At 68.8% G+C, this 26,828-nt stretch carries 20 protein-coding genes; 10 read left to right on the top strand and 10 right to left on the bottom strand.

Annotation, left to right across the window (positions count from 1 at the left end; genetic code table 11):
• The 4 genes from B7Z76_RS14265 to B7Z76_RS14250 form a co-directional block, all read right to left on the bottom strand.
• Nucleotides 1–533, bottom strand: a 533-nt coding sequence (locus tag B7Z76_RS14265) for a xanthine dehydrogenase family protein subunit M (RefSeq protein WP_291344772.1), incomplete at its 3' end; no start/stop codon positions are given.
• 67 nt (nt 534–600) lie between these two features.
• Nucleotides 601–1,920 carry an MFS transporter gene (locus B7Z76_RS14260; protein WP_291344771.1) on the bottom strand — a complete coding sequence of 440 codons (1,320 nt, stop codon included), beginning with the start codon at nt 1,918–1,920 and terminating at the stop codon, nt 601–603.
• 378 nt (nt 1,921–2,298) lie between these two features.
• Nucleotides 2,299–3,663 carry an ATP-binding protein gene (locus tag B7Z76_RS14255; protein ID WP_174503855.1) on the bottom strand — a complete coding sequence of 455 codons (1,365 nt, stop codon included), beginning with the start codon at nt 3,661–3,663 and terminating at the stop codon, nt 2,299–2,301.
• On the bottom strand, nt 3,660–4,379 hold the full coding sequence (locus tag B7Z76_RS14250) for a response regulator (RefSeq protein ID WP_291344769.1): 720 nt from the start codon (nt 4,377–4,379) through the stop codon (nt 3,660–3,662). Before B7Z76_RS14250 ends, B7Z76_RS14255 begins: the two co-directional genes overlap by 4 nt.
• A 301-nt stretch (nt 4,380–4,680) precedes the next feature.
• Between B7Z76_RS14250 and B7Z76_RS14245 the strand changes: the two genes are divergently transcribed.
• The 4 genes from B7Z76_RS14245 (at nt 4,681) to B7Z76_RS14230 (ending at nt 10,988) form a co-directional block, all read left to right on the top strand.
• Nucleotides 4,681–5,811 (top strand): type III PLP-dependent enzyme, encoded by a 1,131-nt coding sequence (locus B7Z76_RS14245; protein WP_174503853.1) that lies wholly within the window; start codon nt 4,681–4,683, stop codon nt 5,809–5,811.
• A 63-nt stretch (nt 5,812–5,874) separates the two neighbouring features.
• Nucleotides 5,875–6,597 (top strand): dienelactone hydrolase family protein, encoded by a 723-nt coding sequence (locus B7Z76_RS14240; protein ID WP_291344767.1) that lies wholly within the window; start codon nt 5,875–5,877, stop codon nt 6,595–6,597.
• Nucleotides 6,598–6,599: 2 nt separating this feature from the next.
• Complete coding sequence (locus B7Z76_RS14235) at nt 6,600–7,832, top strand: hypothetical protein (protein ID WP_291344765.1); 1,233 nt, start codon at nt 6,600–6,602, stop codon at nt 7,830–7,832.
• Between the two features lie 165 nt (nt 7,833–7,997).
• Nucleotides 7,998–10,988 carry a glycosyltransferase gene (locus tag B7Z76_RS14230; RefSeq protein ID WP_291344763.1) on the top strand — a complete coding sequence of 997 codons (2,991 nt, stop codon included), beginning with the start codon at nt 7,998–8,000 and terminating at the stop codon, nt 10,986–10,988.
• A gap of 411 nt (nt 10,989–11,399) precedes the next feature.
• Here B7Z76_RS14230 and ppdK read toward each other — a convergent pair whose 3' ends face one another.
• From ppdK to B7Z76_RS14215, 3 genes are read right to left on the bottom strand one after another with little or no spacing between them, the layout of a single operon-like run.
• Complete coding sequence (gene ppdK / locus B7Z76_RS14225) at nt 11,400–14,069, bottom strand: pyruvate, phosphate dikinase (protein ID WP_174503849.1); 2,670 nt, start codon at nt 14,067–14,069, stop codon at nt 11,400–11,402.
• Between the two features lie 7 nt (nt 14,070–14,076).
• Complete coding sequence (gene glyS, locus B7Z76_RS14220) at nt 14,077–16,248, bottom strand: glycine--tRNA ligase subunit beta (protein ID WP_291344760.1); 2,172 nt, start codon at nt 16,246–16,248, stop codon at nt 14,077–14,079.
• The gene (locus tag B7Z76_RS14215) at nt 16,241–17,128 is read right to left on the bottom strand and encodes a glycine--tRNA ligase subunit alpha (RefSeq protein WP_174503847.1); all 888 of its coding nucleotides are present in this window, start codon (nt 17,126–17,128) and stop codon (nt 16,241–16,243) included. The genes glyS and B7Z76_RS14215 overlap by 8 nt, the downstream gene beginning before the upstream one ends.
• A gap of 67 nt (nt 17,129–17,195) precedes the next feature.
• On the opposite strand from B7Z76_RS14215, the gene B7Z76_RS14210 reads away from it, so the two are divergent.
• The 3 genes from B7Z76_RS14210 to B7Z76_RS14200 all read left to right on the top strand — a co-directional run bounded on the left by B7Z76_RS14210 (nt 17,196) and on the right by B7Z76_RS14200 (nt 19,778).
• Complete coding sequence (locus tag B7Z76_RS14210; protein WP_174503846.1) at nt 17,196–17,600, top strand: hypothetical protein; 405 nt, start codon at nt 17,196–17,198, stop codon at nt 17,598–17,600.
• On the top strand, nt 17,587–18,759 hold the full coding sequence (locus tag B7Z76_RS14205) for an isovaleryl-CoA dehydrogenase (RefSeq protein WP_291344757.1): 1,173 nt from the start codon (nt 17,587–17,589) through the stop codon (nt 18,757–18,759). Before B7Z76_RS14210 ends, B7Z76_RS14205 begins: the two co-directional genes overlap by 14 nt.
• Before the next feature lie 62 nt (nt 18,760–18,821).
• Nucleotides 18,822–19,778 carry an acetyl-CoA carboxylase carboxyltransferase subunit alpha gene (locus B7Z76_RS14200; RefSeq protein WP_174503844.1) on the top strand — a complete coding sequence of 319 codons (957 nt, stop codon included), beginning with the start codon at nt 18,822–18,824 and terminating at the stop codon, nt 19,776–19,778.
• Between the two features lie 121 nt (nt 19,779–19,899).
• Here the strand turns inward: B7Z76_RS14200 and speE are convergent, their stop codons facing one another.
• The 3 genes from speE to B7Z76_RS14185 all read right to left on the bottom strand — a co-directional run bounded on the left by speE (nt 19,900) and on the right by B7Z76_RS14185 (nt 22,282).
• Nucleotides 19,900–20,763: a polyamine aminopropyltransferase gene (gene speE / locus B7Z76_RS14195; protein ID WP_174503843.1), complete on the bottom strand. Its 864-nt coding sequence runs from the start codon at nt 20,761–20,763 to the stop codon at nt 19,900–19,902.
• 69 nt (nt 20,764–20,832) lie between these two features.
• Complete coding sequence (gene speD, locus B7Z76_RS14190) at nt 20,833–21,297, bottom strand: adenosylmethionine decarboxylase (protein WP_174503842.1); 465 nt, start codon at nt 21,295–21,297, stop codon at nt 20,833–20,835.
• Nucleotides 21,298–21,553: 256 nt separating this feature from the next.
• On the bottom strand, nt 21,554–22,282 hold the full coding sequence (locus B7Z76_RS14185; RefSeq protein ID WP_291344774.1) for a carboxylesterase: 729 nt from the start codon (nt 22,280–22,282) through the stop codon (nt 21,554–21,556).
• Between the two features lie 94 nt (nt 22,283–22,376).
• Between B7Z76_RS14185 and B7Z76_RS14180 the strand changes: the two genes are divergently transcribed.
• Genes B7Z76_RS14180 through thrS form a run of 3 tightly spaced genes read left to right on the top strand, consistent with a single transcriptional unit; the run spans nt 22,377 to nt 26,388 of the window.
• Nucleotides 22,377–23,516, top strand: a complete 1,140-nt coding sequence (locus B7Z76_RS14180; RefSeq protein ID WP_291344755.1) for a glycosyltransferase family 4 protein — start codon at nt 22,377–22,379, stop codon at nt 23,514–23,516.
• A complete protein-coding gene (locus B7Z76_RS14175; protein ID WP_291344753.1) occupies nt 23,513–24,445 on the top strand; it encodes a glycosyltransferase family 9 protein in 933 nt (310 codons plus the stop codon). Before B7Z76_RS14180 ends, B7Z76_RS14175 begins: the two co-directional genes overlap by 4 nt.
• 11 nt (nt 24,446–24,456) lie before the next feature.
• The gene (gene thrS / locus B7Z76_RS14170) at nt 24,457–26,388 is read left to right on the top strand and encodes a threonine--tRNA ligase (RefSeq protein WP_291344751.1); all 1,932 of its coding nucleotides are present in this window, start codon (nt 24,457–24,459) and stop codon (nt 26,386–26,388) included.
• Nucleotides 26,389–26,828: the final 440 nt, after the last annotated feature.

Genomic DNA, 26,828 nt, shown 5'->3' with positions numbered 1-26,828 from the left:
AGCCGCCCCTTCACCAGCGGAATCTCCACCGCGGTGAGAATCTCCCCCGGCTCCAGCGCCGTCCCGAACAATCCGGTGAAAAAATCCGCCGCCGCGATCCGCCGCGCGCCGGCTTTCCCCTCGGCGATGATCGTCGCATCGAGCGCCAGCATGCAGGCCGGCAGTTCCGCCGCCGGATCGGCATTGGCGAGGCTGCCGCCGATGGTCCCCCGGGTGCGGATCGCCGGATGCGCGACATGGGCGAGCGCGGTTGCGATCAGCGGCGCATGGGCGGCAATCTCGGGGGCTTCGAGCAGCATCGCATGGGTGCAGCCGGCGCCGATCCGCAGCATCGTCGCCGTCACCTCGATCCGCCGCAGCGTCTCGATCCGGCCGATATCGACCAGCAGGCTGGGCGCCGACAGCCGGAAATTGAGCGCCGGCAGCAGGCTCTGCCCGCCGGCCAGCAGCACCGCCCCCTCGCGGGCGGCAAGCAGGCCGATCGCCTCGGCGACCGACCCGGCACGAACATAATCGAATGGAGCAGATTTCATGACATTTCCGTCCGAAACCCTGTCCCATCGCGGCGGGCGCGTCAATCGCCCCGCCGCCACACCGCGCTCACCTCAAGGGCTGGCGGCCGCGATCCTTCAGCATCCACAGCGCCACGAGCGACATCGCGCACCCCACCAGCAGATAGGCGCCGGCGGCGAGCTTGAACCCGGTCAGCCCGATCAGTGCTGTGGCGATCAGCGGCGCGGTCCCGCCGCCGATCCCGAGCCCGACATTGAACGCCAGCGAATAGCCCGACAGCCGGTATTCCGAGCGGAACTGCTCGGAGAGCATCGCCGGCGCCACCCCCATGATCGCGCCGAGCAGCAGGCCCGAAATCACCTGGGCGATGGCGAACGGCGTCATCGCGTGCTCCGCCATCGCGAAGAACGGCAGGGCCAGCACCAGCAACAGGCCGAAACTGCCGATGAGCCAGGAGCGGCGCAGGATCCAGTGATCCGTCAGCCAGCCCGCAAGCGGGATCAGCACCAGCACGAACAGCTGCGTCACGGTGACGATCTCCAGGGCCCGGCTGTCCGAAATCGCGCCGAACTTCGCCCCGAAGGTCGGCAGGAACACGAGGGTGAGATAATCCGCCACGCCATAGCCCCAGGTGAACAGCATCGCCAGCAGCATGATCCTCGGGCTGCGGCGGAACGCCTGGCGGATCGGCAACTCGTCGTCCTTCGCCGCCTTGTCCGGCTCGTAGCCGGTATCGGTCAGCCGCGAGCGCACCAGATAGGCCAGCACCGCGAGCACCCCGCCGGCCAGGAACGGCAGCCGCCAGGCCCAGCCCTGCACCGCATGGTTCCCGGCGAACAGCGTGGTCAGCGCGGCGAAGCCGGCGGCGAGCAGATAGCCCCCGGTCGAGCCGAAATTGGCGAAACTGCCGGCAAAGCCCCGCCGGTTGGCAGGCGCTGTCTCCACCAGATACGACACCGAGCCGGTGAACTCCCCGCCCACCGACAGGCCCTGGAACAACCGCACCACCAGCAGCAGCACCGGCGCCCAGAAGCCGATCTGCTGATAGGTCGGCAACAGCCCGACCGCCGTGGTCGCCAGCCCCATCATCACCACCGAGGTCACCAGCACGGTCTGCCGCCCCACCCGGTCGCCCAGATGGCCGAACAGCACGCCGCCGATCGGCCGCATCATGAACCCGATGGCAAAGCCGCCATAAGCGCCGAGCAGCGAGGCGATCTTGTCGGCCGAGGGAAAGAACAGGCTGCCGATCATCGGCGCGAGATAGCCGTAAAGCCCGAAATCGTACCATTCGAGCACGTTGCCGATGGTCCCGGCGCCGAGATTGCCGAGCGAGAGCGTGTGGTGCTGCTTGAGCCGCCCGGATTGTGGAGAGGGTGTGGCGGCGGCGGATGCTTGTTGCGACATGTGAGGCCTCGCTTTCAGTCGGCCCGCAACGGCGGCGGCCCGCCAGCGAGAGCGGCGCGGCGCAGGCCGGACGGGTCTTGGGTTGCGGCCGGATGAACGACATGGCGTCACTCCGGCGCCGGTCCCCGCGGGGACGACCGGCCCGCCGCGCACCCTCAACCGGGACGAGCGGCGACTCGCGTTTCAGGCGCCACGAACCGGCGCCGGCGAATGTTTCTTCCGCTTACGATATGGCCCCACACAAGCAACCCGCAAGAAAAAAATGCAGTATCCATGCCATTTTTATCACGGTATCGGGAAAATGTCTGTATTCTCCTTAATCTTTTGGAAACGATCGCAACCTCGAAGCCGCCGCCTCGTAAAGATCGGCGCTTCGCCTCACTCCGGCAGATAGACGCTGGCGATCAGCCCCTTGCCGCCCGGCCGGTTCGCCAGCGTGATGTCGCCGCCATGCGCGCGGATCGCGTTGCGGGCGATGGCCAGCCCCAGCCCCGAGCCGCCGGTCTCGCGGTTGCGGCTGGTCTCCAGCCGGCGGAACGGCTCGAACACCCGCTCCAGCTCGCCCGGCGGCACGCCCGGCCCGTCATCCTCGATATCGATCCGCATCGTGTGCCGCTCGGCCCGCTGCAACGTCACCCGCGCGGCCTGGCCGTATTTCACCGCATTGCCGATCAGGTTGGCGAAAGCCCGCTTGAGCGCCAGCGGCCGCCCGCGGATGGTGACATGATCCGGCCCCTGATACCGCATCCGCCGCGCCGCCCCCGGCGCGATATCGGCGGTCTCGTCGATCACCGTGCGCAGCAGGATCGCGAGATCGACCGGGACCGACGCCTCGGTCTGCGCCACGTCGCGGCCAAAGGCGATGGTCGCGGCCAGCATCGCCTCCAGCTCGGCGAGATCGGCGAGGATCTTGTCCCGCTGCGCGTCATCCTCCAGGAATTCCGCCCGCAGCCGCAGCCGCGTGATCGGGGTCCGCAAATCATGGCCGATCGCGGTGAGCAGGAAGGTCCGGTCCTCGACGAAGCGGCGGATGCGCGCGGCCATGGTATTAAACGCCAGCGCCGCGGTGGCGATCTCCACCGGCCCGCGCTCCGGCAGGGCGGGCGCGTGGGCGATGTCGCGGCCAAGCTGCTCCGCCGCCGCCGCCAGTGTCCGCACCGGCGCCGTCAGCCGGACCACCCCCCAGAAAATCAGCAGCCCGCCCAGCACGAACATCACCAGGAAGGCGCTGGCGAAGCCCGGCTGCTCCCAGGGCGGGCTCGGCCGGAACGGGCTGCGCACCGTCAGCCAGTCCGGGCTGTCGGGCAGCTGGAAACTCAGGATCAGGGTGGCGGGCGACATGCTGCCGCGCATCACCACCTGCCGCGGCTGGAGGAATTCCGGCGTCGGAAAGGCGAGCAGCGAGCCCTGGATCATCTGCCGCGTCGGCAGCGGCAGGGTGAAACTGCCGATGAAGGGCGGGCTGGCGTCGAGGCTCACCCGGTCGCCCCCCTCGCCGTTGATGGACGCGACGATCGCCGCCCGCCGGTCCGGCGGCGCGCCCGCCACCCGCCGATAGATCGCCCCGTCCCGCGAGGCGATCGCCCGCTCCGCCACCACCCGGTTCACGTCGATCTGGTTGAGCACATGAATGCCGAGGCCGACCGCCTGGATGACCGAGAAGCCGACCAGCAGCGTGAGCCCGGTGCGCCAGGCAAGGCTCGCCGGCCAGAACCGGCCGGGCCGCCACCATCCTGGCCTCATGACCGCTCGACGGCAGCAGCCAGGACATAGCCGCCGCCGCGCACCGTCTTGATGATCTGCGCGCGGCGGCCGTCATCCTCCAGCTTGCGCCGCAGCCGCGAGATCGCGACGTCGATGGCCCGGTCGAACGGCCCCGCCTGCCGCCCGCGCAGCAGGTCGAGCAGCATGTCGCGCGTCAGCACCCGGTTGGGCCGGTCGAGCAGGGCGAGCAGCAGGTCGTATTCCCCGCCGGTCAGCGGCACCTCGATCCCGTGCGGGTCGACCAGCCGGCGCCGCGCGGTCTCCAGCGTCCAGCCGGCGAAGCGGTAATGCCGCGCCGAGGTCTCGTGCCCGTGCGCGTCGCCCTCGCCCACCCGGCGCAGCACGGCGCGAATCCGTGCCACCAGCTCGCGCGGGTTGAACGGCTTGGTCACGTAATCATCGGCGCCGAGTTCGAGCCCGATGATCCGGTCCGGCTCCTCGCCGAGCGCCGTCAGCATGATGATCGGCACCTGCGAATCCTCGCGCAGCCAGCGGGCGAAATCGATTCCCGGCTCCCCCGGCAGCATCAGGTCGAGCACGACGAGCTGGTAATGCCCGTTGAGAAAGGCCCGCCGCGCCTCGCGCGCATCGCGCACGGCGGTAACGCGGAAGCGCTGGCGTTCGAGAAACCGCGCCAGCAACTCGCGGATGTCGTGGTCGTCATCGACCACCAGAATATGGGGCATTGTCTCCATGGCTGTTACAATAGCCGAATTCGTTTCGCCTTGGGGCAAGTGTTGCATTTCCTTACGCAATTCCGGCACCCCGCATGGGCCGAAATTTCACTTGCAGCGGCGAGGCGATGGCCCTATGTCGCGCCTCACGCAGCAACGCACGTGCCTCTGCCTCCCATCGGGGGTTACGCAACGACGTCAAGCGTTCTGGCAACTGCCGGCCCTCGTGCCGGTTCCGTCTGGTCGCTGGTTCGTTCGACCGTTTCGCAACCCGCCGCGCGCCCCCGGGCGCCTGGCCCCGAGATTTGCAAGGGAGAGGGCAATGACCCCCAAGCTCGCCCGTTTTCTCGATTCCGGCATGGTGTCCACGCCGGCGATCCTGGTCGATCTCGACCGCGTCGCGGCGAATTTCGCCGCCCTGCGCGCCGCCCTGCCCGACGCCGCGATCTACTACGCGGTGAAGGCCAACCCCGCCGCCCCGGTGCTCGATCGTCTGGTCGGCCTCGGCTCGCGCTTCGATGCCGCCAGCATCGAGGAAATCCGCGCCTGCCTCGCCGCCGGCGCCACCCCCGGCGCGATCAGCTTCGGCAACACGGTCAAGAAGCGCACCGCCATCGCCGAGGCGCATGCAAGCGGCGTCGATCTCTTCGCCTTCGATTCCGACGAGGAGCTGGACAAGCTCGCCGAGGCCGCGCCCGGCGCAAAAGTCTATTGCCGCCTCGCCGTCAGCCAGGACGGGGCGGACTGGCCGCTCTCGCGCAAATTCGGCACCAGCGGCGATCATGCGCGCGCGCTGCTGCTGCGCGCCGAGGCGCTCGGCCTCATTCCGTGGGGCGTCTCCTTCCATGTCGGCAGCCAGCAGACCGGCGTGGGCGCCTGGCGCACCGCGATCGGCCAGGCCGCCGCCGTGTTCACCGACCTGCGGGCCCGCGGGATCGATTTGCGGCTGCTCAATCTCGGCGGCGGCTTCCCGACCCGCTACCGCGACGACATCCCGCCACTGGGCGATTTCGGCGCAGCGATCATGGATGCCGTGCGCGAGGCCTTCGGCAACAACCTGCCGGACCTGCTGATCGAGCCCGGCCGCGCCATCGTCGGCGATGCCGGGGTGGCGGTGAGCGAGGTGGTGCTCGCCTGCACACGGCACGAGGATGAAGGCCGCCGCTGGGTCTATCTCGATCTCGGCCGGTTCGGCGGCCTCGCCGAAACCGAGGGCGAGGCGATCCGCTACCGCATCACCGCCCCCGGCGTCGCCGGCGCCGACGCGCCTTCCGTGCTCGCCGGGCCGAGCTGCGATGGCGTGGACGTGATGTACCGCAACACGCCCTGCCCGCTGCCCGCCGCCCTCGCCGCCGGCGACCGCGTGCTGATCCACGAGGCCGGCGCCTACGTGACAAGTTACGCAAGCCAGGGGTTCAACGGTTTTCTCCCGCCGGAAGAGCACTATCTATAAGCCAGCCGCGCTGCCCGGTGTCCGGGCGGCGCGTTGTTGTAACCAGCGCTCAGGGAGAGCTTCATGACTGACCAGATCACGACCACCATCGGCAGCATCGACATCAAGGCCGCCGACGGTTCGGGCGCGTTCAAGGCCTACACCGTCACCCCGTCCGTCAAGCCGACCGGCGCCGTCGTGGTGATCCAGGAAATCTTCGGCGTGAACGACGCACTCCGCGCGACCTGCCAGGAAATCGCCGAGATGGGCTTCATCGCCATCGCGCCGGACCTGTTCTGGCGGCAGGAGCCGGGCGTCGACCTCACCGACAAGTCCGAGGGCGAGTGGAAGCGCGCCTTCGAGCTGATGAACGGGTTCGACCAGGACAAGGGGATCGAGGATCTGAAAACCACCCTCGCCACCGCCCGCGCCCTGCCGGGCTGCAACGGCAAGGTCGGCACCGTCGGCTTCTGCCTCGGCGGCCGCCTCGCGGTGATGATGGCCACGCGGTCGGACGCCGATGTGAACATCTCCTATTACGGCGTCATGCTCGACAAGCTGATCCCCGAATTCGCCAATATCAGCCGCAAGCTGGTGATGCACATGGCCGAGCTTGACGAGTTCGCGCCGAAGGACGCGCGCGACGCGGTGATGGCGGCAACCAGCGGCAACGCCCTGGTCTCCTCGCATGTCTATCCCGCCGTCCACCACGCCTTCGCCCGCGTCAACGGCGTGCATTTCGACCGTCGCGCCGCCACCATCGCCAATGGCCGCACCGCCGAGGCGCTGGTCGAGGCGCTGTCCTGACCATGCGGGGCGCGGCGCGGCCCATCCGCCGCCGCGCCCTGCTCGCCGGGCTCGCCACGAGCCCGGCCCTCGCCCACACCACCGCCCGCGCCGCAGCACCACCATCTCCCGGCGCCGCCATCGCTGCGGCACTCGACTCGCTTCCCGCCGGCCCTGCCCTGCTGGCGAGCTATCCGGACAGCGCGGCCAATCGCCGCTTCCCCGCCTTCTTCCCCGCGAATGACGGCGTCGCCTATGTCTATGACAACACCCTCGCCGGCCTCGCCCTCCTCGCCGCGGGCGATGCGCCGCGCGCCGCCCGCATCGCCGATGCCCTCGCCCTCGCCCAGGCGCACGACCCCGACCGCGCCGCCCCCCGCCTGCGCAACGCCTATCGCGCCGGGCCGATGCGCCTGCTCGACGGCGCCACCCCCCTGCCCGGCTGGTGGGATGCGGCGGGCGGCCACTGGGCCGAAGACCCCTACCAGATCGGCAGCGAAACCGGCCCGATCGCCTGGGCCATCCTGCTCTGGACCAGCCTCGCCCGCGCCGGGGTCAACGCGGCGCAGTATCACGAGGCGGCGATGCGCGCGGCGGACTGGGTCGTCGCCCAGTGCCGCGCCCCGCGCGGCTTCACCGGCGGGCTTTACGGCTTCCCGCCGCACCCGCAACGCCTGGGCTGGACCAGCACGGAGCAGAACACCGATCTCGCGGTCGCCTTCGCCCGGCTCGGCCGGCGCGCGGAGGCCGCCCACGCCGCCAGCTTCGTCCGTGCGATGCGCGACCCCGCCACGGGCCTGTTCGCCACCGGCCTGCTGCCCGATGGGCGGATCAACCGCCTCGTCGCCGCCGATGCCTGCCTCTGGCCGCTCCTCGCCAGCCTCGTGCCGCCAGCCGACCGCGCCGCCAGCCTCGCGTCCTGCCTCCGGGCGCTGGGCCACCCCCGCAACCGCCCGGCCGGGCTCGGCTTCAGCGCCGCCAGCCAGGGGATCTGGACCGAAGGCACCGCCTTCGCCCTGCTCGCCCTGCGCACCGCCGCACCATCACAAGCCGCGCGCTTCCGCAAGTCGTTGCAAGCAGCGCGCACCCCATCCGGCGTCCTGCGCGCAACCGCCGCCGCCGCGCCGCTCGCCACCGGCCTGACCACCGGCCCCGGCCCCGGCGCCGATCCCTTCGTCTACGAGCCGGTCCCCGCCCTCGCCCCGACCGCCTGGGCCGCCCTCGCCGCGCGCCACTACAACCCGCTCGCCGCCTGACCGCCGCCTATTGGCGATCAGAGCATCATCCGATCCCGTTGGGTCAGATATCATGCTCTGTCATATCGATGATCGAACCGCTTGCGCCTTCATCATTTTTGCTGTTTTTATCCTCAAACATTCGCGTGTTGCATTTTATTTATTTAAGCTACGAAAGTATTCCATATGGCAGAATCTGCCGACATTTTATTGCGCCTGCCCCCCACCCAACGACCCGCCTGGGCGCTGTTCGACGCCGAATGGTATCTCCGCGCCCACCCCGAGCTCCCCTGCGGCAGCAACCCTGACGCCCTGCTCGACCATTACCTCGCCATCGGCGGGCGCCAGGGCCACAGCCCGAGCCCGCTGTTCGACGAGGCGTTCTATCTGGCGCGCAACCCGGACGTCGCCGTCCTGGTGGCCGAGGGCGACTACCGCTCCGGCTTCGACCATTTCTGCCAGTTCGGCCATCGCGGCCTCTCCCCGCACTGGCTGTTCGACGACACGCTCTACGGCGAGCTCTACCCCGACATGGCGCTCGACAATCTCGACAAGTTCAACATTCGCGGCCGCTACGACCACTGGCTGAGCTGGGGCCAGCGGGAACTGCGGCTCAGCCATTTCCTGTTCGATGGCAATCTCTACCGCAAGCAGGTCGAGGAAGCCGGCGGCAATCTCGCCCGGCTCGACGAGCTTGGCCCCTTCGTCCACTACCTCTACACGCTCGGCACCGGCGCGGCCGAGCTGCCCGCCTCGCCCTATTTCGACCCCGACTGGTATCTCGCCGCCCACGAACAGGCCCGCGAGGACATCGCCGGAGGCCGCGCCCGCAACGCGCTGCACCACTACATCACGGGCGGCGAGGCCGCCGGGCTCGACCCCGTCGCCGAATTCTCCGAGAGCTACCATCTCGACACCTATGACGACATCGCCGCCGCGGTGCAGGCAGGCGCGCTGCGCAGCGGCTTCCACCATTTCCTCCGCTACGGCGCGCTCGAACTGCGCCGCCCCCGCGCCGACATCGACCTCGTCTATTACCGCGACACCCATGCCAGCGTCCGCGCCGACCTCGAAGCCGGCACGGTGCGCGACGCCTTCGCCCATCTGCGCCTGATCGGGCTGAAGGAAGGCCTCGGCCACTGCCCGCCCGAACGCGTGCCCGACCTGCCGGAGAGCGCCACCCGCCAGCTCTTCGAGCTGCGCGCCCGCAACCATGCCGCCCTGTTCGCCCGCCAGCGGATCGACTTCACCGTGACCGGCACGCCGGATGTCGCGGTCATCATGGTGGTGCACAACAAGTTCGACCTGACGATGCAGGCCCTCGCCTCGCTGCGGGCCAATTTCGCCGGCCAGATCGAGCTGGTGCTGGTCGACAATGGCTCGACCGACGCCACCACGCGGATCGAGACCTTCCTCCGCGGCGCGCATATCATCCACGATCCGGAAAATCCCGGCTTCCTGCTCGCCTGCAACCGCGCCCTCCGCCACGTCACCGCCCAGGCGGTGCTCTATCTCAACAACGACATCGAACTCGGCTACGCCGCGATCGCCACCGCCCTGCGCCGCCTCGCCACCGCCGCCACGATCGGCGCGGTCGGCGGCAAGGTCATCCGCACCCATGCCCATTTGCAGGAAGCCGGCTCGATCATCTGGGCCGACGGCTCCACCCAGGGCTATTTGCGCGATGCCTCGCCGCTCGCCCCGGAAGCCAATTTCGTGCGCGACGTCGATTTCTGCTCCGGCGTCTTCCTCCTCTGCCGCACCGACCTGGTCCAGCGCCTCGGCGGCTTCGACGAGGACTACAAGCCCGCCTATTACGAGGAGGTCGATCTCTGCGTGCGGATGATCGAGGCCGGCTTCCGCATCGTCTACGACCCCGACGTGACGATCCATCACCTCGAATACGGCAGCTCCGCCAATACCGAGGCCGCAGCAAGGCTGATGCGCCGCGGCCGCCGCGTCTTCGTGGAAAAACACGCAGCCTTCCTGCGCCGCCAGGCGGACGCCAAAACCCCCGGCAGCGCCGTTCGCGCCCGCGCCCGCAACGGCGCCGGCCGCCGCCTGCTCTTCATCGAGGACACCGTGCCCGTCCGCCATCTCGGCTCCGGCTTCGTCCGCGCGAACGACGTGGTGCACGCCATCGCCGCCGCCGGCTGGCAGGTCTCAGTCCTGCCGATCAACGGCGCCCGCCACGACCTGATGAGCCAGTTCGGCGACCTGCCCGAAACCGCCGAGGTGCTGCACGACCAGACCATCCTGACCCTGCCCGCCCTTCTGGCCGACCGCCCGGGCTTCTACGACGCGCTCTGGATCTCCCGCGCCCACAACCTCACCCGCATCGCCCCCATCCTCGCCAAGGCCGGGATCGACCCGGCAAAAACCCCCTTCGTGCTCGATACCGAGGCCGTCGCCGCCACGCGCGAGGCCGAGGCCGCCGCCCTGCGCGGCGACAATGATTTCGACCTCACCGCGGCCATCAACGCCGAAATCGGCGAGGCCAGGGTCTGCCGCCACCTCACCGCCGTGAACGAGGCCGAAGCCGCCTTGCTGCGCGGCGTCGGGCTGCCGAGCGTCTCCGTGCTCGGCACCATCCGCGACCTCGCCCCCACGCCCCGCCCCTTCGCCGAACGCGAGGGCCTGCTCTTCATCGGCAGCATCCACCGCGAGGACAGCCCGAATCTCGACAGCCTCCGCTGGTATCGCGACGAGATCCTCCCCGCCCTGCGCAAGGTGATGGACAACCCGCCGCGCCTCACCTTCATCGGCTACACCGCGCCGGATCTCGACCTCGCCGAACTCGAAAACATCCCCGGGCTGACACTGCGCGGCATGGTCGCCGATCTCCGGCCCGCCTTCGACGAACACCGCCTGTTCATCGCCCCCACCCGCTTCGCCGCCGGCACGCCCTACAAGGTCTACGAAACCGTCTCCTACGGCCTGCCCTGCGTCGCCACCGAACTGCTCTGCCGCCAGCTCGGCTGGACGGAAGGTCAGGAGATCGCCGCCGTCCCCGGCAATGATGCCGCCGCCTTTGCAAGGCAGATCGCGTCGCTCTACCGCAGCGAACCGCAATGGACCGCGATGCGCGACGCCGGGCTCCGCCGCCTCGCCGCCGAGAACAGCCGAGGCCCCTTCGAAGCCGAAGTGCGGCGCATCCTCGCCAGCATCGCCACCTGATCCGGGAGTCTTGCTGACAATCAGCGCGTCGTTATCCGATCAGATGCCGCCATCTGATCGGATGATGCTCTTGTTATCAACAAGATAGAGCACGACATCCGATCCTGATGGATCGGAACGTGCTCTAGACCCTCCGGCTCACGCCGTCCGGTCGCCGGACTTTTCCCCCGCGCACGTCAGACCGTTTTTTTGCTCCGCCATCCGGTTGCCGGAGCAAAAATCCAGCTCACGCCGTCCGGTCGCCGGAGCAAAACGCCAGCGTGCGTCAGCCCGGCCGGCTCACGCCGTCCGGTCGCCGGAGCAAAACGCCAGCGTGCGTCAGCCCGGCCGGACGCCAGCGTGCGTCAGCCCGGCCGGCTCACGCCGTCCGGTCGCCGGAGCAAAACGCCAGCGCGCGTCAGACCGGCCGGCTCACGCCGTCCGGTCGCCGCCCGCGCCAATCGCCGCCTGCGCCGCCGCCAGCCGCGCCACCGGCACCCGGTACGGGCTGCACGACACGTAATCGAGCCCGATCTCCTCGCAGAACGCGATCGAGGCCGGATCGCCGCCGTGCTCGCCGCAAATCCCGAGCTTGAGCCCGGCCTTCGTGCTCCGCCCGCGCTCGGCGGCGATGCGGATCATCCCGCCGACACCCTCGATATCGATCGAGACGAACGGGTCCTTCGGCAGAATCCCGCTCTCGACATATTTCGGCAGGAACTTGCCGGCATCGTCGCGCGACAGGCCGAACACCGTCTGCGTCAGGTCGTTGGTGCCGAAGGAGAAGAAATCGGCCGACAGCGCGATCGTATCCGCCGTCAGCGCCGCGCGCGGCAGCTCGATCATCGTGCCGATGCTGTACTCCAGCACCCGCCCCGCCTCGTCGAACACGGCGGCGGCAATCCGCTCCACCTGCCCGCGGGTGATGTCCAGCTCGCGCTTCATCCCCACCAGCGGGATCATGATCTCCGGCACCGGAGCCTTGCCGGTCTCGGCCGCCACCTCCAGCGCCGCCTCGAAAATCGCCCGCGCCTGCATCTCGTAGATTTCCGGGAAGGAAATGCCGAGGCGGCAGCCGCGATGCCCGAGCATCGGGTTCGCCTCCGAAAGCTCGGCGGCGCGCTGGCGCATCGCGTCCACACTCATGCCGAGCGCCTGCGCAACCTCCTCCAGCTCCGCCTCGCCATGCGGCAGGAATTCGTGCAGCGGCGGGTCGAGCAGGCGGATCGTCACCGGCAGCCCCGCCATGATGCGGAACAGCGCGACGAAATCCTGCCGCTGATACGGCAGCAGCTTCGCCAGCGCCGCCCGGCGCCCGGCCTCGTCCTGCGCCATGATCATCTGCCGCACCGCGCCGATCCGCTCGGGATCGAAGAACATGTGCTCGGTGCGCGACAGCCCGATCCCCTCGGCACCGAACTTGCGCGCCGTCTCGGCGTCCAGCGGCGTCTCGGCGTTCGCCCGCACCCGCAGCCGGCGCACCTCGTCGGCCCAGCCCATCAGCTTGGCGAAATCGCCCGACAGCTGCGGCTCGATCATCGGCACGAAGCCGGTGAAAATCTCGCCCGTCGCCCCGTCCAACGTGATCGTGTCGCCCGCGCGCAGCGTCACCCCGCCGGCGGAGAGCGTCTTCGCACCGTAATCGACGTGAATGCCGCCCGCACCCGCAACACAGGGCCGCCCCATCCCGCGCGCGACCACCGCGGCGTGGCTGGTCATCCCGCCGCGCGTGGTCAGAATGCCGCGCGCCGCGTGCATGCCGTGAATATCCTCAGGGCTGGTCTCGATCCGCACCAGGATCACCGCCTCGCCCTTCTGTGCGCGCATCTCCGCCTCGTCGGCCGAGAACACGACGATGCCGGACGCCGCCCCCGGGGAGGCCGGCAGCCCGCGCGCCAGCAGCGTCTTCTTCGCCTTCGGATCGAGCGTCGGGTGCAGCAGCTGGTCGAGCGATTGCGGGTTCACCCGCGTCACCGCCTCGCGCCGGTCGATCAGCCCGGATTCCGCCATCTCCACCGCGATCCGCACGCTCGCCGGCGCCGTCCGCTTGCCGTTGCGCGTCTGCAACATGTACAGCTTCTGCTGCTGGATGGTGAATTCGATGTCCTGCATGTCGCGGTAATGCCGCTCCAGCGTCTCGCGCACCCGCACCAGCTCGGCATAGGCCGCCGGCATCGACTGTTCGAGGCTGATCTCGCCCGGCTTCGCATACGCGTTCGACAGCGGGCGCGGCGTGCGGATGCCCGCCACCACGTCCTCGCCCTGCGCGTTCGGCAGATATTCGCCGTAGAACTCGTTCATCCCGGTCGAGGGGTCGCGGGTGAAGCACACCCCGGTCGCGCAATCCTCGCCCATGTTGCCGAACACCATCGCCTGCACGTTCACCGCCGTGCCCCAGTCGGCCGGGATCTCGTGCAGCCGCCGGTAGGTGATCGCCCGCTGGTTCATCCACGAGCCGAACACCGCCCCCACGGCACCCCAGAGCTGGTCGTGCGGGTCCTGCGGGAAGGGCTTGCCGGTCTCGGCCTGCACGACTTCCTTGTAGGCTTCCACCACGCGATGCCAGTCCTGCGCCGAAAGCTGGGTGTCCTCGGTCGCGCCCTCATCGAGCTTCACGTTCTCGATGATCTCCTCGAAGCGGTGATGCGCCACACCGAGCACCACCGAGCCGTACATCTGGATGAACCGCCGATACGAATCCCAGGCGAAGCGCGAATCCCCCGCCCCCTCGGCCAGCCCCTGCACGGTGACGTCGTTGAGCCCGAGATTGAGCACGGTATCCATCATCCCCGGCATCGACACCCGCGCGCCCGAGCGCACCGAGACCAGCAGCGGGTTGTGCTTGTCGCCGAAGCGCCGCCCCACCTCCGCCTCGACCTTCGCCAACGCCGCGTCCACCTGCTCGCGCAACCCTTCCGGATAGGCGCGGTCATTGTCATAGAACGCGGTGCACACCTCGGTGGTGATGGTGAACCCCGGCGGCACCGGCAGGCCGATGCTCGCCATCTCGGCAAGGTTCGCCCCCTTGCCGCCGAGCAGGTTGCGCATCGCGGCCGAACCATCGCTGGCGCCGGGGCCGAAGCTGTAGACGAATTTGCTCATCGGGGCGTTACCCTTCCAGTTTCGAGAAATCGGCGACGCGGTGCATCACGTCGCGCAGGCGGGCGAGAAGTCGCAGACGATTGCGGCGTAATTCAGCACTGGTCGCATTCACCGTCACATGATCGAAAAACGCATCGACCGGCGCGCGCAGCGCCGCAAAACCGCGCATCGCGGCGGCGAAATCCTCGTCGGTCAGGCGCCGCACGGCCTCGCGATCGACCGCCTCCAGCGCATCCGCCAGCGCGATCTCCGCCGCCTCGGCCAGCAAGCCGGGATCGATGGTGCCCTCGTGCGGCCCGTCCTTCGCATCCTCGATCCGCAGGATGTTGGCACTCCGCCGATACGCCGCGAGCAGGTTCGCCCCGTCCTCGCTGGCCAGGAACGCCCCGAGCGCCTCGGTCCGCGCGATCAGCCGGGTCAGGTCGTCATCCCATGCGGTATCCAGAACGGCATTCAGCACGTCGAACCGCTTGCCCTCGCTTCTCAAAAGCACGCGCAAGCGATCAATGATAAAGTCAAAGATTTCAGGAACGCGTGAATTGATCTGCTTCCCGGAAGCTGGATCTAAGACTGTGCCCCGTCCACGAGCACTCAATCTTGCGCCAACTGGCACGTTCTGACTTTGGGCGTAGGCGATTGCCTTGTCAGTCGTCTTTTCTGCCGCCTCGAAACTGCTTTCGCTAATTCGCTCAACAGCCACGTCCAGAATCTGCCGCAGAGGCAGAGCAAAACGGTTCACCAGCACAATCCGGATCACGCCGAGAGCAGCACGGCGCAAGGCATAGGGATCGCCTGAACCCGTCGGCTTCTCGCCAATCACGAAGAACCCGGCCAGCGTATCGATCTTGTCCGCCAGCGCCACGGCGGCGGCGATCACGCCCGAAGGCACCTCGTCCGACGGGCCTTTCGGCTGGTAATGCGTGCGGATCGCCGCGGCGATCGCCTCGCCCTCGCCGGAGGAGGCGGCGTAATACCCGCCCATGATGCCCTGCAGCTCGGGGAACTCGCCGACCATCCCGCTCACGAGATCCGCCTTGCACAGCCGCCCGGCCCGCGCCGCCGCATCCGCCGCTGCCTGGTCGGCGCCCAGCGCCCGCGCAATCTCCCGCGCCAGCGCCTCGATCCGCCCGGCCCGCGCATGCTGGGTGCCGAGCTTCGCGTGGAACGTCACCGCATCGAGCTTCGGCAGCCACGAGTCCAGCCTCTGCTTGCGGTCCTGCGCCCAGAAATGCTCCGCATCCGCGAGCCTCGCCCGCAGCACCCGCTCATTGCCGGCGATGATCGCCGCCCCGCCGTCATTCGCCGCGATATTGGCGACGAAGGCGAAATACGGCGCCGGGTTCCCCGCCGCGTCGCGCGTCGCGAAATAGCGCTGGTTCACCTTCATCGACAGTTCGCGCACCTCCGGCGGCAGCGCCATCTGCCCCGGATCGATCGCCCCGATCAGGCAGACCGGCCACTCAACCAGCCCCGCGACCTCGTCCAGCAGCCCCGCATCCTCGGCAACGCCGAGCCCTTTTTCCCCGGCCGCCGCGCGCAACCCGGCCCTGATCCGCTCCCGCCGCTCATCGGCGTCGACGATCACGAACCGCGCCCGCAGCTCCTCCTGCCATTGCGCGGCGGAGCGTACCCGGAACGCGCCCGGCGTCAGAAACCGGTGCCCCTCGCTCTCATCCCCGCTCGCAACCGGCCCGAGCGTGAACGGCACCACCGTGCCATCGAGCAGGCACACCACCCGGCGCAACGGCCGCACCCAGGTAAACGCCCCGCTCTGCCCCCAGCGCATCGATTTCGGCCAGCCGAACCCGGCCAGCGCCTGCGCGAATTCACCCGCGATCAGCTCGCCGGCCGGCCGCGACGGCAGGTTCAGCCGGAGCAGGAAATACCCATCCTCCTCGACCAGCTCTTCCCGCACGGCGCCATTCTTGCGCAGGAACCCCTCCAGCGCCTGCGGCGGTGCGGCGAGCTTCGGCCCGCGCAGTTCGCTCGCCGATGCCGGCACCTCGGCCGCAATCGTCGCCGTCACCGCGATCCGCCGCGCGGCGCCAAACGACCGCACGTCGCGCGGCGACAGCGGCGCGAGCTGCGCACCCACCAGCTTCGCCAGCTGCTCCGCCGCCGCCTGCTGCATCCGCGCCGGAATTTCCTCGGAGAAAAGTTCGAGGAAGAACTCAGCCATGGTCTGTCTCCCCCGCGACCCAAACCTCCGCGCACGCCTTCGCCAGCGTCCGCACCCGGCCGATATAGGCGGCGCGCTCGGTCACCGAAATCACCCCGCGCGCGTCCAGCAGGTTGAACAGATGGCTCGCCTTGATGCACTGGTCATAGGCCGGCTGCGCCAGCCCCCGCGCCACCAGCGCCCCGCATTCCCGCTCCGCATCGCCGAAATGCCGCATCAGCATCGCGGTATCCGCCACCTCGAAATTATGCGCCGAATAATCCTTCTCCGCCCGGAGGAACACGTCGCCATAGCTCAGCGCGTGCGGCCCCTCGGCGTCGTTGAAGCGGAGCGAATAGACATTCTCCACCCCCTGCACATACATCGCCAGCCGCTCCAGCCCGTAGGTCATCTCGAAGCTCGGCACATCCACCGCGATCCCGCCGACCTGCTGGAAATAGGTGAACTGCCCCACCTCCATCCCGTCGCACCAGATTTCCCAGCCGAGCCCCCAGGCGCCCAGCGTCGGGCTCTCCCAGTCATCCTCGACGAAGCGGAAATCGTGCCGCAGCGGATCGAGCCCGATCTCCCGGTAGCTCGCCAGCAGCAGCTCCTGCGCGTCCGCCGGCGAGGGCTTCATGATCACCTGGTACTGGTAATAATGCTGCAACCGGTTCGGATTCTCGCCATACCGCCCGTCCGAGGGCCGGCGCGAGGGCTGCACATAGGCCGCCGCCCACGGCTTCGGCCCGAGCGAGCGCAGCGTGGTCGCCGGGTGGAAGGTTCCCGCGCCCATTTCCATGTCGTAAGGCTGCAGGATCACGCAGCCCTGCCGGGCCCAGAACCGGTGCAGCGCGAGAATGATATCCTGGAAGCTCAGGGCGTGTTTCTGGTCTTGCATGGGTCCGTGATATGCAGCCGGGTCTGTCGCGGGCGTTTTCGCGATGCACCATTACGAGGCAAGGGGCATGAGAGCAAGATTTGGACAAGCCGAGCTGACCGGAATCGCGGTCGTGATCGCGCTTGCCGCCGCCGCGATCGGCTTCCGGATGGCGACGATCGAGCCCCGCGCCTATGTCGGCCTCTGCGCCGCCGCCCACGCCCCGCTGGTCTGCGCCCCGCGCCAGGCCGTGCTCTGGCTGCAATACGAAGACCTGTTCGGCTTTCCCGCCCTGCTGCTCGGCCTGCTCGGCTTCGCCTTCGCCAGCCGCGCGCTCGGCGTCGCCGGCGCCGCCCTCGGCATCGTCGCCGTCATCAATTACAATGGCACCGAAGGCATCATCGGCGCCGCTCTCGGCCTCTGGGGCTGGCTCGAAGCCGCGATGCCGGCACGCCTCGACCGCGGAGAAGGACAACGCCATGCGCGCGAATAGCCACACCATGCTCGATTTCGACCTCGGCGAGGAGATCGACGCCCTGCGCGATACGGTCCGCCGCTTCGCCGACGCCGAAATCGCCCCCCGCGCCGCCGCGATCGACCGCGACAACGATTTCCCGGCCGATCTCTGGGCGAAACTGGGCGACATCGGCCTGCTCGGCATCACCGTGCCGGAGCAATATGGCGGCGCCGGCATGGGCTATCTCGCCCATTGCGTCGCGATGGAGGAAATCTCCCGCGCTTCCGCCTCGGTCGGCCTGTCCTACGGCGCGCATTCCAATCTCTGCGTCAACCAGATCCGCCTCAACGGCACCGACGCCCAGCGCGAGCGCTACCTGCCGGACCTCGTCTCCGGCCGGAAAATCGGCGCGCTGGCGATGTCCGAGCCCAATGCCGGGTCGGACGTGGTCTCGATGCGCCTGCGCGCCGAAAAGCGCGGCAATTCCTACGTGCTGAACGGCACGAAAATGTGGATCACCAACGGCCCCGAGGCCGACACGCTGGTGGTCTACGCGAAAACCGACCCTGAAGCCGGCGCGCGCGGCATCACCGCCTTCCTCATCGAAAAAACCATGCCCGGCTTCTCCTGCGCCCAGAAGCTCGACAAGCTCGGCATGCGCGGCTCCAACACCGGCGAGCTGGTCTTCGAGGATTGCGTCGTCCCCGAGGCCAACGTGCTCGGCGGCGTCGGCCGCGGCGTCAACGTGCTGATGAGCGGGCTCGACTACGAGCGCGCCGTCCTCGCCGCCGGGCCGCTGGGCATCATGCAGTCAGCGCTCGACATCGTGATCCCCTACGTCCACGAGCGCGAGCAGTTCGGCCAGAAGATCGGCGAGTTCCAGCTCATCCAGGGCAAGCTCGCCGACATGTACGTGACGATGAGCGCCGCCCGCGCCTATGTCTACACCGTGGCGAAGGCGTGCGATCGCGGCCGGACCACCCGCAAGGACGCCGCCGGCGCCATCCTCTACGCCGCCGAGAAGGCGACCTGGATGGCGCTGGAGGCGATCCAGTGCCTCGGCGGCAACGGCTACATCAACGATTACGCCACCGGCCGGCTGCTGCGCGATGCGAAACTCTACGAGATCGGCGCCGGCACCTCGGAAATCCGCCGCATGCTGATCGGCCGCGAGCTGTTCAGGGAAACCGCCTGAGCCGCACGCCACGCTCGGGAAGAATTTGACGCCGGCGGAAAACTGCGGCACCGAACTCGGCCATGCGCCATTTCCTTGATTTCGAGAAGCCGGTCGCCGAGCTTGAGGCCAAGATCGAGGAGCTGCGCCGGATGACCGATCCGGGCGGGCTCAACATCGCCGAAGAGGTCGTGCAACTGTCCGACAAGGCGGAGCGCCAGCTCCGCAACCTCTATGGCAAGCTCTCGCCCTGGCAGAAAACCCAGGTCGCCCGCCATCCCGAGCGGCCCAAGGCGCGCGACGTCATCGCCGGGCTGATCACCGAATTCACCCCGCTCGCCGGCGACCGCGGCTTTGGCGAGGATGCCGCCATCGTCGCCGGGCCGGGCCGCTTCCAGGGCGAGCCGGTCATGGTCATCGCCATCGAGAAGGGCTGGGATCTCGACTCGCGGCTGAAGCACAATTTCGGCTCGCCCCGGCCGGAAGGCTACCGCAAGGCGCGCCGCCTGATCGAGATGGCCGGCCGCTTCGGCCTGCCCATCCTCTCCTTCGTCGACACCTCCGGCGCCTATCCCGGCGTCGATGCCGAGGCGCGCGGCCAGGCCGAGGCAATCGCCCGCGGCATCGATGCCTGCCTCGCCGCCCCGGTGCCCTTCATCTCGACCATCATCGGCGAGGGCGGCTCCGGCGGCGCCATCGCCATCGCCGCCGCCGACGTGGTGCTGATGTTCGAACACGCGATCTATTCGGTGATCTCGCCCGAAGGCTGCGCCGCCATCCTGTGGGAAGACCGCGCCAACGCCGCCCAGGCGGCCGAGGCGATGAAAATCACCGCCCAGGATCTCAAGCGCCTCGGCATCATCGACCGGATCGTGGCCGAGCCGCTCGGCGGCGCCCATCGCGATCATGAAGCCGCGATCGCCGCCCTCGGCACCGCCATCGCCGAAGCCCTGCCCGGCCTCGCCGCCCTCGCGCCCGAGGCGCTGCGGGCGAAACGGCGCGACAAATTCCTCGCCATCGGCCAGGCCCTGCCGGCCTGACCGACTTGAGTCCCCGTCAGGCCCTTCCGGCCTGACCGACTTTTATCCCGATCAGGCCCTGCCGGCCTGACCGACCTGAGTCCCCGTCAGGCCCTACCGGCCTGACCGGCTTGTATCCAGATCAGCCCGGCAGATGCTTGGCGATATAAGGCGGCAGCACGAAGCTCGCCGCGTGCATCTCGGGCGACCAGTATTCGGTGGTCCCGAGAATCCCCGCCGCTTCCGCCCGCGCGCGGATCGTCGCCGCCGGCAGACGGGTGAGTTCCTCGTCCTTGCCGGCCCAGCCCAGCGTCATGAACCCGCCGACATAGGTCGGCACCGCTGCGACATAGGCGGTCACGTGCGGAAAGAATTTCCGCCGCCGCGCCGAGGTCTCGCGCAGTTCGTCCGCCTGCATGAACGGCACGCCGCACTGGTTCACCACCAGCCCCCGCGCGGTCAGGATGCGCGCGCAATTGGCATAGAAATCATCGGTGAACAGCACCTCGCCCACCCCGATCGGGTCGGTCGAATCGACGATGATGACGTCGAAACTCGCATCCGCCGCCTTCTTCACGTAATCGATCCCGTCGCCGACGATCACCTCCGCGCGCGGATCGTTCCAGGCCTCGCCCGCGATCTTCGGCAGGAACTCCTTCGCCAGCCGGATCACCTCGCCGTCGATCTCGACCATCACCGCCCGCTCGACGCCCTTGTGCATCAGCACCCGCCGCAGCACGCCGCCATCGCCGGCGCCGATGATCAGCACCGAGCGCGCCGCGCCATGCGCCAGCAGCGGCACATGCGTCAGCATCTCCTGGTAGACGAACTCGTCGCCCTCGGTGATCTGCACGATGCCGTCCAGCATCATCACCCGTCCGTGAAACTCGGTCTCGAAGATCGCGATATCCTGGAAGTCGCTCTTCGTCCGCGCCAGCTCGCGCGTCACCCCGAAGCGCTGGCCCCAGAACGGATACAGCGTCTCGTTCACCCACATGTCGGTCATGCTCTCGCTCCATGCGAAAACACCGCCCTGCCGGGGGCAAGGCGGTGTGTCGTCGTCAACGGTTTGGCCTCAGGCGGTGACGCCGCGGCGCTGCTCGCCCACCTGCACGTCGCTTGGCGAGAACGCCGCGCGCAGGAACGGAATCGCCTTGTAGGGATCGCACACGCCGCACATGAAAATGTCGATCGCGGCGTAGTTGCGCTCCGGCCAGGTGTGGATCGAGATATGGCTTTCCGCCAGCACCACCACGCCGGACACGCCGCCATTCGGCGTGAAATGGTGGAAATGGCTGTGCAGGATCGTCGCCCCGGCGGCGAGCGCGCCCTGGCGCAGCGTCTCGTCGATCAGTTCGGGACTATCGAGCTTCTCGGCCCCCCACAAATCCACGAGCAGATGCGTACCGGCGAATTTCACGCCGTCACGCTCGACGAAATAATCCTTCGGCACGGCGACCTCATCGATCGCGTCCTGAGCAACAGTCTGGTTTTCGCTCGGAATTTCCGAGACCATCCCCAGTCGGGCAAGTGCGTTCATCGCGAACCCCCTCAACCAGTGACAGCCTGTAGAACGCGACACCGCGCCGCGCCCCCCGGGGCCAAGAGCGCGCGGTATGCGGAAAAACCTCTGGCGGTGCAAGGGGTTTTTGCAGTTTGTTCGATGAAATTTTCACCCCATCCCGCAGGGGGGCAATGCGCGCCGGTTATGACGCCCCGCCGGCGCATGCCGGCAAATATATAAAACATCGCGGCGAATGCCGGCCACCATATAAAACATCGCGGCGACTGCCGGGTCAGATCGAAAACACCTCCCGCGCGATCAGGGCGAGGTCCTGCGGGCGCGACAGCCGGTGCTCCCCGTCCTTGACCAGCGTGACCCGCACATCCGTGCTGTGGACCGCCTCGGCGATCCGCAACGCCGTCCGCCACGGCACCTCGGCGTCGCGCTGCCCCTGGATCAGCCGCACCGGCGCATCGAGCAGAATCGGCCCGCCCAACACCAGATTCCGCCGCCCATCCTCAAGCAACGCGGCGGTGATCGGCGTGGCCGCGCCATAGGGATTGGGCAGGTGCCAGATCCCGTCCCGCGCCAGCGCCGCCCGCGCCGCGTCATCGAAAGCCGGCTCCATCAGCTCGGCGGTGAAATCAGGTGCCGCGGCAATGCCGACGAACCCGGCCAGAAGCGCGCCGAGCCGCCGCGCCAACAGCAGCCCGATCCACCCTCCCATCGACGATCCGACCAGCACGAGGTCTTGCGCCGGCACCGCCTCGGCGATCACGGCTTCGGCATCCGCCGCCCAGCGCCCGATCGTCCCGGCCTCGAATCGCCCGTCCGAATTCCCATGCCCGGAATAGTCGAGCCGCAGCATCGCCCGCCCCCGCGCGGCGCATTCATCGCGCAGAAACAATGCCTTGGTCCCCTGCATGTCCGAGGCGAAACCGGGCAGGAACACCACGACCGGCCCCTCGCCCGCCAGCAGCGCGGCCGCCAGTTCGCCCGCTTCCGTCTTCACCCGCAGCATCCGCTCGTCCACCAGGCTCTCCACTGGGCTCTCCACTGGGCTCTCCCCTTGGCCATCCGCTCATGGTATCGGCGCGATGAAAGAAAGGTTAACAATGCGCCACCCGTCCGATTATGCGATTCTACAGGTTCTGCCGCGTCTGGAAACCGGGGGCGTCGAACAGGTGGTCGTCGAACTAACCGAGGCCGTGTCCCGCACCGGCGCGCGCGCCTTCGTCGCCAGCCAGCCGGGCCGTCTGGTCCGCGCGGTCGAGCGCGCCGGCGGAAAGCACGTCGCGATCGACCTCGAATCCCGCAACCCTTTCAAACTCCTCGCCGCCGCGCACCACCTCACCCGGCTGATCCGCGCCGAGCGGATATCCCTCGTCCACGCCCATTCCCGCGCCCCGGCCATCGCCGCCCGCCTCGCCGCCCGAAGCTGCCATGTCCCCTTCGTCACCACCTATCACGGCGCCTACGGCCAGCGCGGCCGGCTCAAACGGGCCTATAACGCGGTGATGGCTTCCGGTGACAGGGTGATCGCGATCTCCGAATTCATCGCCGATCTCGTCCGCGCCCGCCACGGCGTCGGGGCGGAGCGGCTGCGCGTCGTCCCCGGCGGGGTGGATTGCGCGAAATTCGCGCCCGACGCGGTGAACGGCGGGCGGATGGAAACCCTCGCCCGCGCCTGGGCCCTGCCGGACGGCGCGCCGGTGATCATGCTCCCCGCCCGGCTCACCGGCTGGAAGGGCCAGCGCGTCGCCATCGAGGCGCTCGCCCGCATGCGCCACCGCGACGCCATCCTCCTCCTCGTCGGCGCCACCCAGGGGCGCGAGGCCTATCGCCGCTCCCTCCTCGCCACGATCGGCCGGCTCAACCTCACCCTGCGCGTCTTCTTCGCCGGCGACTGCGCCGACATGCCCGCCGCCTACAAGCTGGCGGACATCGTGGTGAACGCCTCGACCGACCCCGAAGCCTTCGGCCGCACCATCGTCGAGGCCCAGGCGATGCGCCGCATGGTCATCGCCACCGACCACGGCGCCGCCCGCGAAACCATCCGCCACGGCGAAACCGGCTGGCGCACGAAACCCGGCGACGCCGACGACCTCGCCGCCGCCCTCGACGCCGCACTCGACCTGACGCCCGAATCCCGCCTCGCGATGGGCGAGGCCGCCCGCGCCTATGTCGCCGAATTCTACTCGATCGCGGCGATGCAGAACGGCAATCTCGCCGTCTATGACGAGCTGCTGCGGTGAAACCGCGCCTCCTCGTCATCCGCCACGGCGCGCTGGGCGACATCGTGCTCAGCTTCCCCGCCTTCGCCGCGATCCGCGCCGCCCATCCGGATGCCGAAATCGCGCTCCTGACCACGAAACCCTTCGCCCCCTGGCTCGAAGCCGCCCCCTGGTTCGACCGCGTGATGATCGACCCGAAACCCGGCCCGCTCGACCTCTCCGGCCTGCGCCGCCTGCGCCGCGCGCTCGGCGGCTTCGCAATGGTCTACGATCTGCAAACCTCCGGCCGCTCCAGCCGCTATTTCCGCCTCGCCGGCCGCCCGCCCTGGTCCGGCATCGCCCCCGGCTGCGCCTTCCCCCACGCCGATCCCGCGCGCGACCACATCCACACCCGCGAACGGATCGAAGGCCAGCTCGCCGCCGCGCGCATCCCCCTGCCCCTGCCGATCCCCGACCTGGCCTGGACATGCGCCGCCCCGCCCCTCCCTTTGCCGGAGCGCTTCGTCGCGCTGATCCCCGGCGCCGCCCCGCACCGGCCGGAAAAACGCTGGCCGGCGGACCATTTCGGCGCCCTCGCCGCCGGGCTCGACCTCCCTTGCGTCGTCCTCGGCACCGCGTCCGAAGCCCCGCTCGCCGCCGCCATCGCCGCCCGCGCCCCGCGCACGCTCGACCTCACCGGCCGCACCACCCTCCCCGAACTCGCCGGCACGCTCGCCCGCGCCAGCCTCGCCATCGGCAACGATACCGGCCCGATGCACCTCGCCGCCGCCCTCGGCGTCCGGTCCGTCGTGCTGTTCGGCGGCGCCTCCGATCCCGCGCTGACCGCCCCGCGCTATCCCGATGGCGGCTGGCCCGCCATCCTCCGCCGCCCCGATCTCGCCGCCCTTGCAGTGGCGGACGTTGCCGCCGCGGCACAGGATGGGCATAACCACCGCTCATCCACGCCCTGAAGGAGCAAGCAATGCCCGCGATCACCCTGCCCGACGGTTCCGTCCGCGACTATCCGGGCCCCGTCACCGGCACCGAGATCGCCGCCTCCATCGGGCCCGGCCTCGCCAAGGCGGCGCTGGCGATGGAGGTCGATGGCCAGATGATGGACCTCTCCCGCACGCTCGACGCCGATGCCAGCCTCCGCTTCATCACCCGCCGCGACGACTGCTCCCTCGAACTGATCCGCCACGACGCCGCCCATGTCCTGGCCGAGGCGGTGCAGGCGCTCTTCCCCGGCACCCAGGTCACCATCGGCCCGGCCATCGAGGGCGGCTTCTATTACGATTTCTTCCGCAACGACCCCTTCACCCCGGACGACCTCCCGGCGATCGAGGCGAAGATGCGCGAGATCATCGCCGCCAACGCGCCCTTCACCCGCGAGGTCTGGGCGCGCGACGAGGCGATCAGCTTCTTCGAATCCCGCGGCGAGCGCTTCAAGGCCGAGCTGATCCGCGACCTGCCGGGCAGCGAGACCATCACCATCTACCGCCAGGGCGACTGGCTCGATCTCTGCCGCGGCCCGCACATGCGCGGCACCGGCGATATCGGCGGCGCCTTCAGGCTGACCAAGGTCGCCGGCGCCTACTGGCGCGGCGATCACCGCAACCCGATGCTCAGCCGCATCTACGGCACCGCCTGGCGCGACCAGAAGGAGCTGGACGCCCATCTGAAGCAGCTCGAAGAGGCCGAACGCCGCGACCACCGCAAGATCGGCCGGCAGATGGACCTCTTCCACATGCAGGAGGAAGCCGTCGGCAGCGTGTTCTGGCACGAGAAGGGCTGGCGCCTCTACCGCACGGTGGAAGCCTATATGCGCCGCCGCCAGGAGGAATTCGGCTATATCGAGGTCCGCACCCCGCAGCTGCTCGACCGCAAGCTCTGGGAAGCCTCCGGCCACTGGGACAATTACCGCAGCCACATGTTCATCGCCGAGGTCGAGGACGAGGACAAGGTTCTCGCCGTCAAGCCGATGAACTGCCCCTGCCACGTACAAATCTTCAATCACGGCCTGCGCTCCTACCGCGAGCTGCCGCTGCGCATGGCCGAGTTCGGCGCCTGCCACCGCTACGAGCCCTCCGGCGCGCTGCACGGCATCATGCGCGTCCGCGCCTTCGCCCAGGACGACGCCCACATCTTCTGCACCGAAGACCAGATCGCCGGTGAAACCGTCCGCTTCGTCGAGATGCTCCGCAGCATCTACGCCGATTTCGGCTTCCCCGATTTCGCGGTGAAATTCGCCGACCGCCCGACCCCGCGCTCCGGCTCGGACGAGGTGTGGGACAAGGCCGAGGCCGCCCTGCGCTCGGCCTGCGAAACCGCCGGCGTCGAATTCACCGTCAATCCCGGCGAAGGCGCCTTCTACGGCCCGAAACTCGAATTCGTCCTGCGCGACGCGATCGGGCGGGACTGGCAGTGCGGCACGCTCCAGGTCGATTTCGTCCTCCCCGAGCGGCTCGACGCCTCCTACGTCACCGCCGAATCCGGCCGCGCCCGCCCGGTCATGCTGCACCGCGCGATCGTGGGCAGTTTCGAGCGCTTCATCGGCATTTTGATCGAGAACTGCGCCGGCCGCTTCCCGCTCTGGCTCGCCCCCACCCAGGCGGCCGTGGCCAGCATCGTCACCGACGCCAACGACTATGCCGAGACGGTCGCCGCACGGCTCAAGGCCGCCGGCCTCGCCGTCGTCACCGACACCCGCAACGAAAAGATCAACGCCAAGGTGCGCGACCTCTCGCTCGCCCTGGTGCCGAACATCCTCGTCGTCGGCCGCCGCGAGGCCGAGCAGCAGACCGTCTCGATCCGCCGCCTCGGTTCCGACAAGCAGGACAGCATGACCCTCGACGAGGCCATCGCCACCCTCAAGGCAGAGGCCACCCCGCCCGACCTCCGCCCCGGCGGCTAGAGCACTTTCCGATCCTTACGGATCGGATGTCGTGCTCTATCTTGTTGATGATCAGAGCATCTTTATCCGATCCGAAAGGATCGGATGATGAGCTATCATATTGATAAACAGAGCATCATCCGATCCGAAAGGATCGGATGATGCTCTGGCCCCGCCGCCGCGCGGAAACGGAGCGGTCCGGCGCCAGAGGGACGAAAAACCAGAGGAACGAAAAACCAGCGGAACGAAAAAAGGAGCGAAAAAGGCCGGGGGGGGAAGCAAAACAGGAGAAAAACATTGCCCACCCCGGAGCAAATATGTTCCTGTTCTGTTCATGGATGTGGCGCTCCGTTTCCGGATCATGATCGACGTGCTGTGCGGTGCTGTGGCGCGCCGTGCCGCCGCCGGCGCCTTTGGTGCGGATGGCGGCCCGCTCGGCGCCCTGCTCTGGACCCGGCTGC

It is taken from the genome of Acidiphilium sp. 20-67-58, assembly GCF_002255515.1.
Classification (GTDB): Bacteria; Pseudomonadota; Alphaproteobacteria; order Acetobacterales; family Acetobacteraceae; genus Acidiphilium.
The sequence above is the reverse complement of the archived record's forward strand: the minus strand, read 5'-3'. Positions and strand labels throughout refer to the sequence as shown.

What these genes read in the sequence shown, in the direction of transcription:
- B7Z76_RS14260 (WP_291344771.1), bottom strand. Translation starts at nt 1,920, where the DNA reads ATGTCGCAACAAGCATCCGCCGCCGCCACACCCTCTCCACAATCCGGG.
- B7Z76_RS14255 (WP_174503855.1), bottom strand. Translation starts at nt 3,663, where the DNA reads ATGAGGCCAGGATGGTGGCGGCCCGGCCGGTTCTGGCCGGCGAGCCTT.
- B7Z76_RS14250 (WP_291344769.1), bottom strand. Translation starts at nt 4,379, where the DNA reads ATGGAGACAATGCCCCATATTCTGGTGGTCGATGACGACCACGACATC.
- B7Z76_RS14245 (WP_174503853.1), top strand. Translation starts at nt 4,681, where the DNA reads ATGACCCCCAAGCTCGCCCGTTTTCTCGATTCCGGCATGGTGTCCACG.
- B7Z76_RS14240 (WP_291344767.1), top strand. Translation starts at nt 5,875, where the DNA reads ATGACTGACCAGATCACGACCACCATCGGCAGCATCGACATCAAGGCC.
- B7Z76_RS14235 (WP_291344765.1), top strand. Translation starts at nt 6,600, where the DNA reads ATGCGGGGCGCGGCGCGGCCCATCCGCCGCCGCGCCCTGCTCGCCGGG.
- B7Z76_RS14230 (WP_291344763.1), top strand. Translation starts at nt 7,998, where the DNA reads ATGGCAGAATCTGCCGACATTTTATTGCGCCTGCCCCCCACCCAACGA.
- ppdK (WP_174503849.1), bottom strand. Translation starts at nt 14,069, where the DNA reads ATGAGCAAATTCGTCTACAGCTTCGGCCCCGGCGCCAGCGATGGTTCG.
- glyS (WP_291344760.1), bottom strand. Translation starts at nt 16,248, where the DNA reads ATGGCTGAGTTCTTCCTCGAACTTTTCTCCGAGGAAATTCCGGCGCGG.
- B7Z76_RS14215 (WP_174503847.1), bottom strand. Translation starts at nt 17,128, where the DNA reads ATGCAAGACCAGAAACACGCCCTGAGCTTCCAGGATATCATTCTCGCG.
- B7Z76_RS14210 (WP_174503846.1), top strand. Translation starts at nt 17,196, where the DNA reads ATGAGAGCAAGATTTGGACAAGCCGAGCTGACCGGAATCGCGGTCGTG.
- B7Z76_RS14205 (WP_291344757.1), top strand. Translation starts at nt 17,587, where the DNA reads ATGCGCGCGAATAGCCACACCATGCTCGATTTCGACCTCGGCGAGGAG.
- B7Z76_RS14200 (WP_174503844.1), top strand. Translation starts at nt 18,822, where the DNA reads ATGCGCCATTTCCTTGATTTCGAGAAGCCGGTCGCCGAGCTTGAGGCC.
- speE (WP_174503843.1), bottom strand. Translation starts at nt 20,763, where the DNA reads ATGACCGACATGTGGGTGAACGAGACGCTGTATCCGTTCTGGGGCCAG.
- speD (WP_174503842.1), bottom strand. Translation starts at nt 21,297, where the DNA reads ATGAACGCACTTGCCCGACTGGGGATGGTCTCGGAAATTCCGAGCGAA.
- B7Z76_RS14185 (WP_291344774.1), bottom strand. Translation starts at nt 22,282, where the DNA reads ATGCTGCGGGTGAAGACGGAAGCGGGCGAACTGGCGGCCGCGCTGCTG.
- B7Z76_RS14180 (WP_291344755.1), top strand. Translation starts at nt 22,377, where the DNA reads ATGCGCCACCCGTCCGATTATGCGATTCTACAGGTTCTGCCGCGTCTG.
- thrS (WP_291344751.1), top strand. Translation starts at nt 24,457, where the DNA reads ATGCCCGCGATCACCCTGCCCGACGGTTCCGTCCGCGACTATCCGGGC.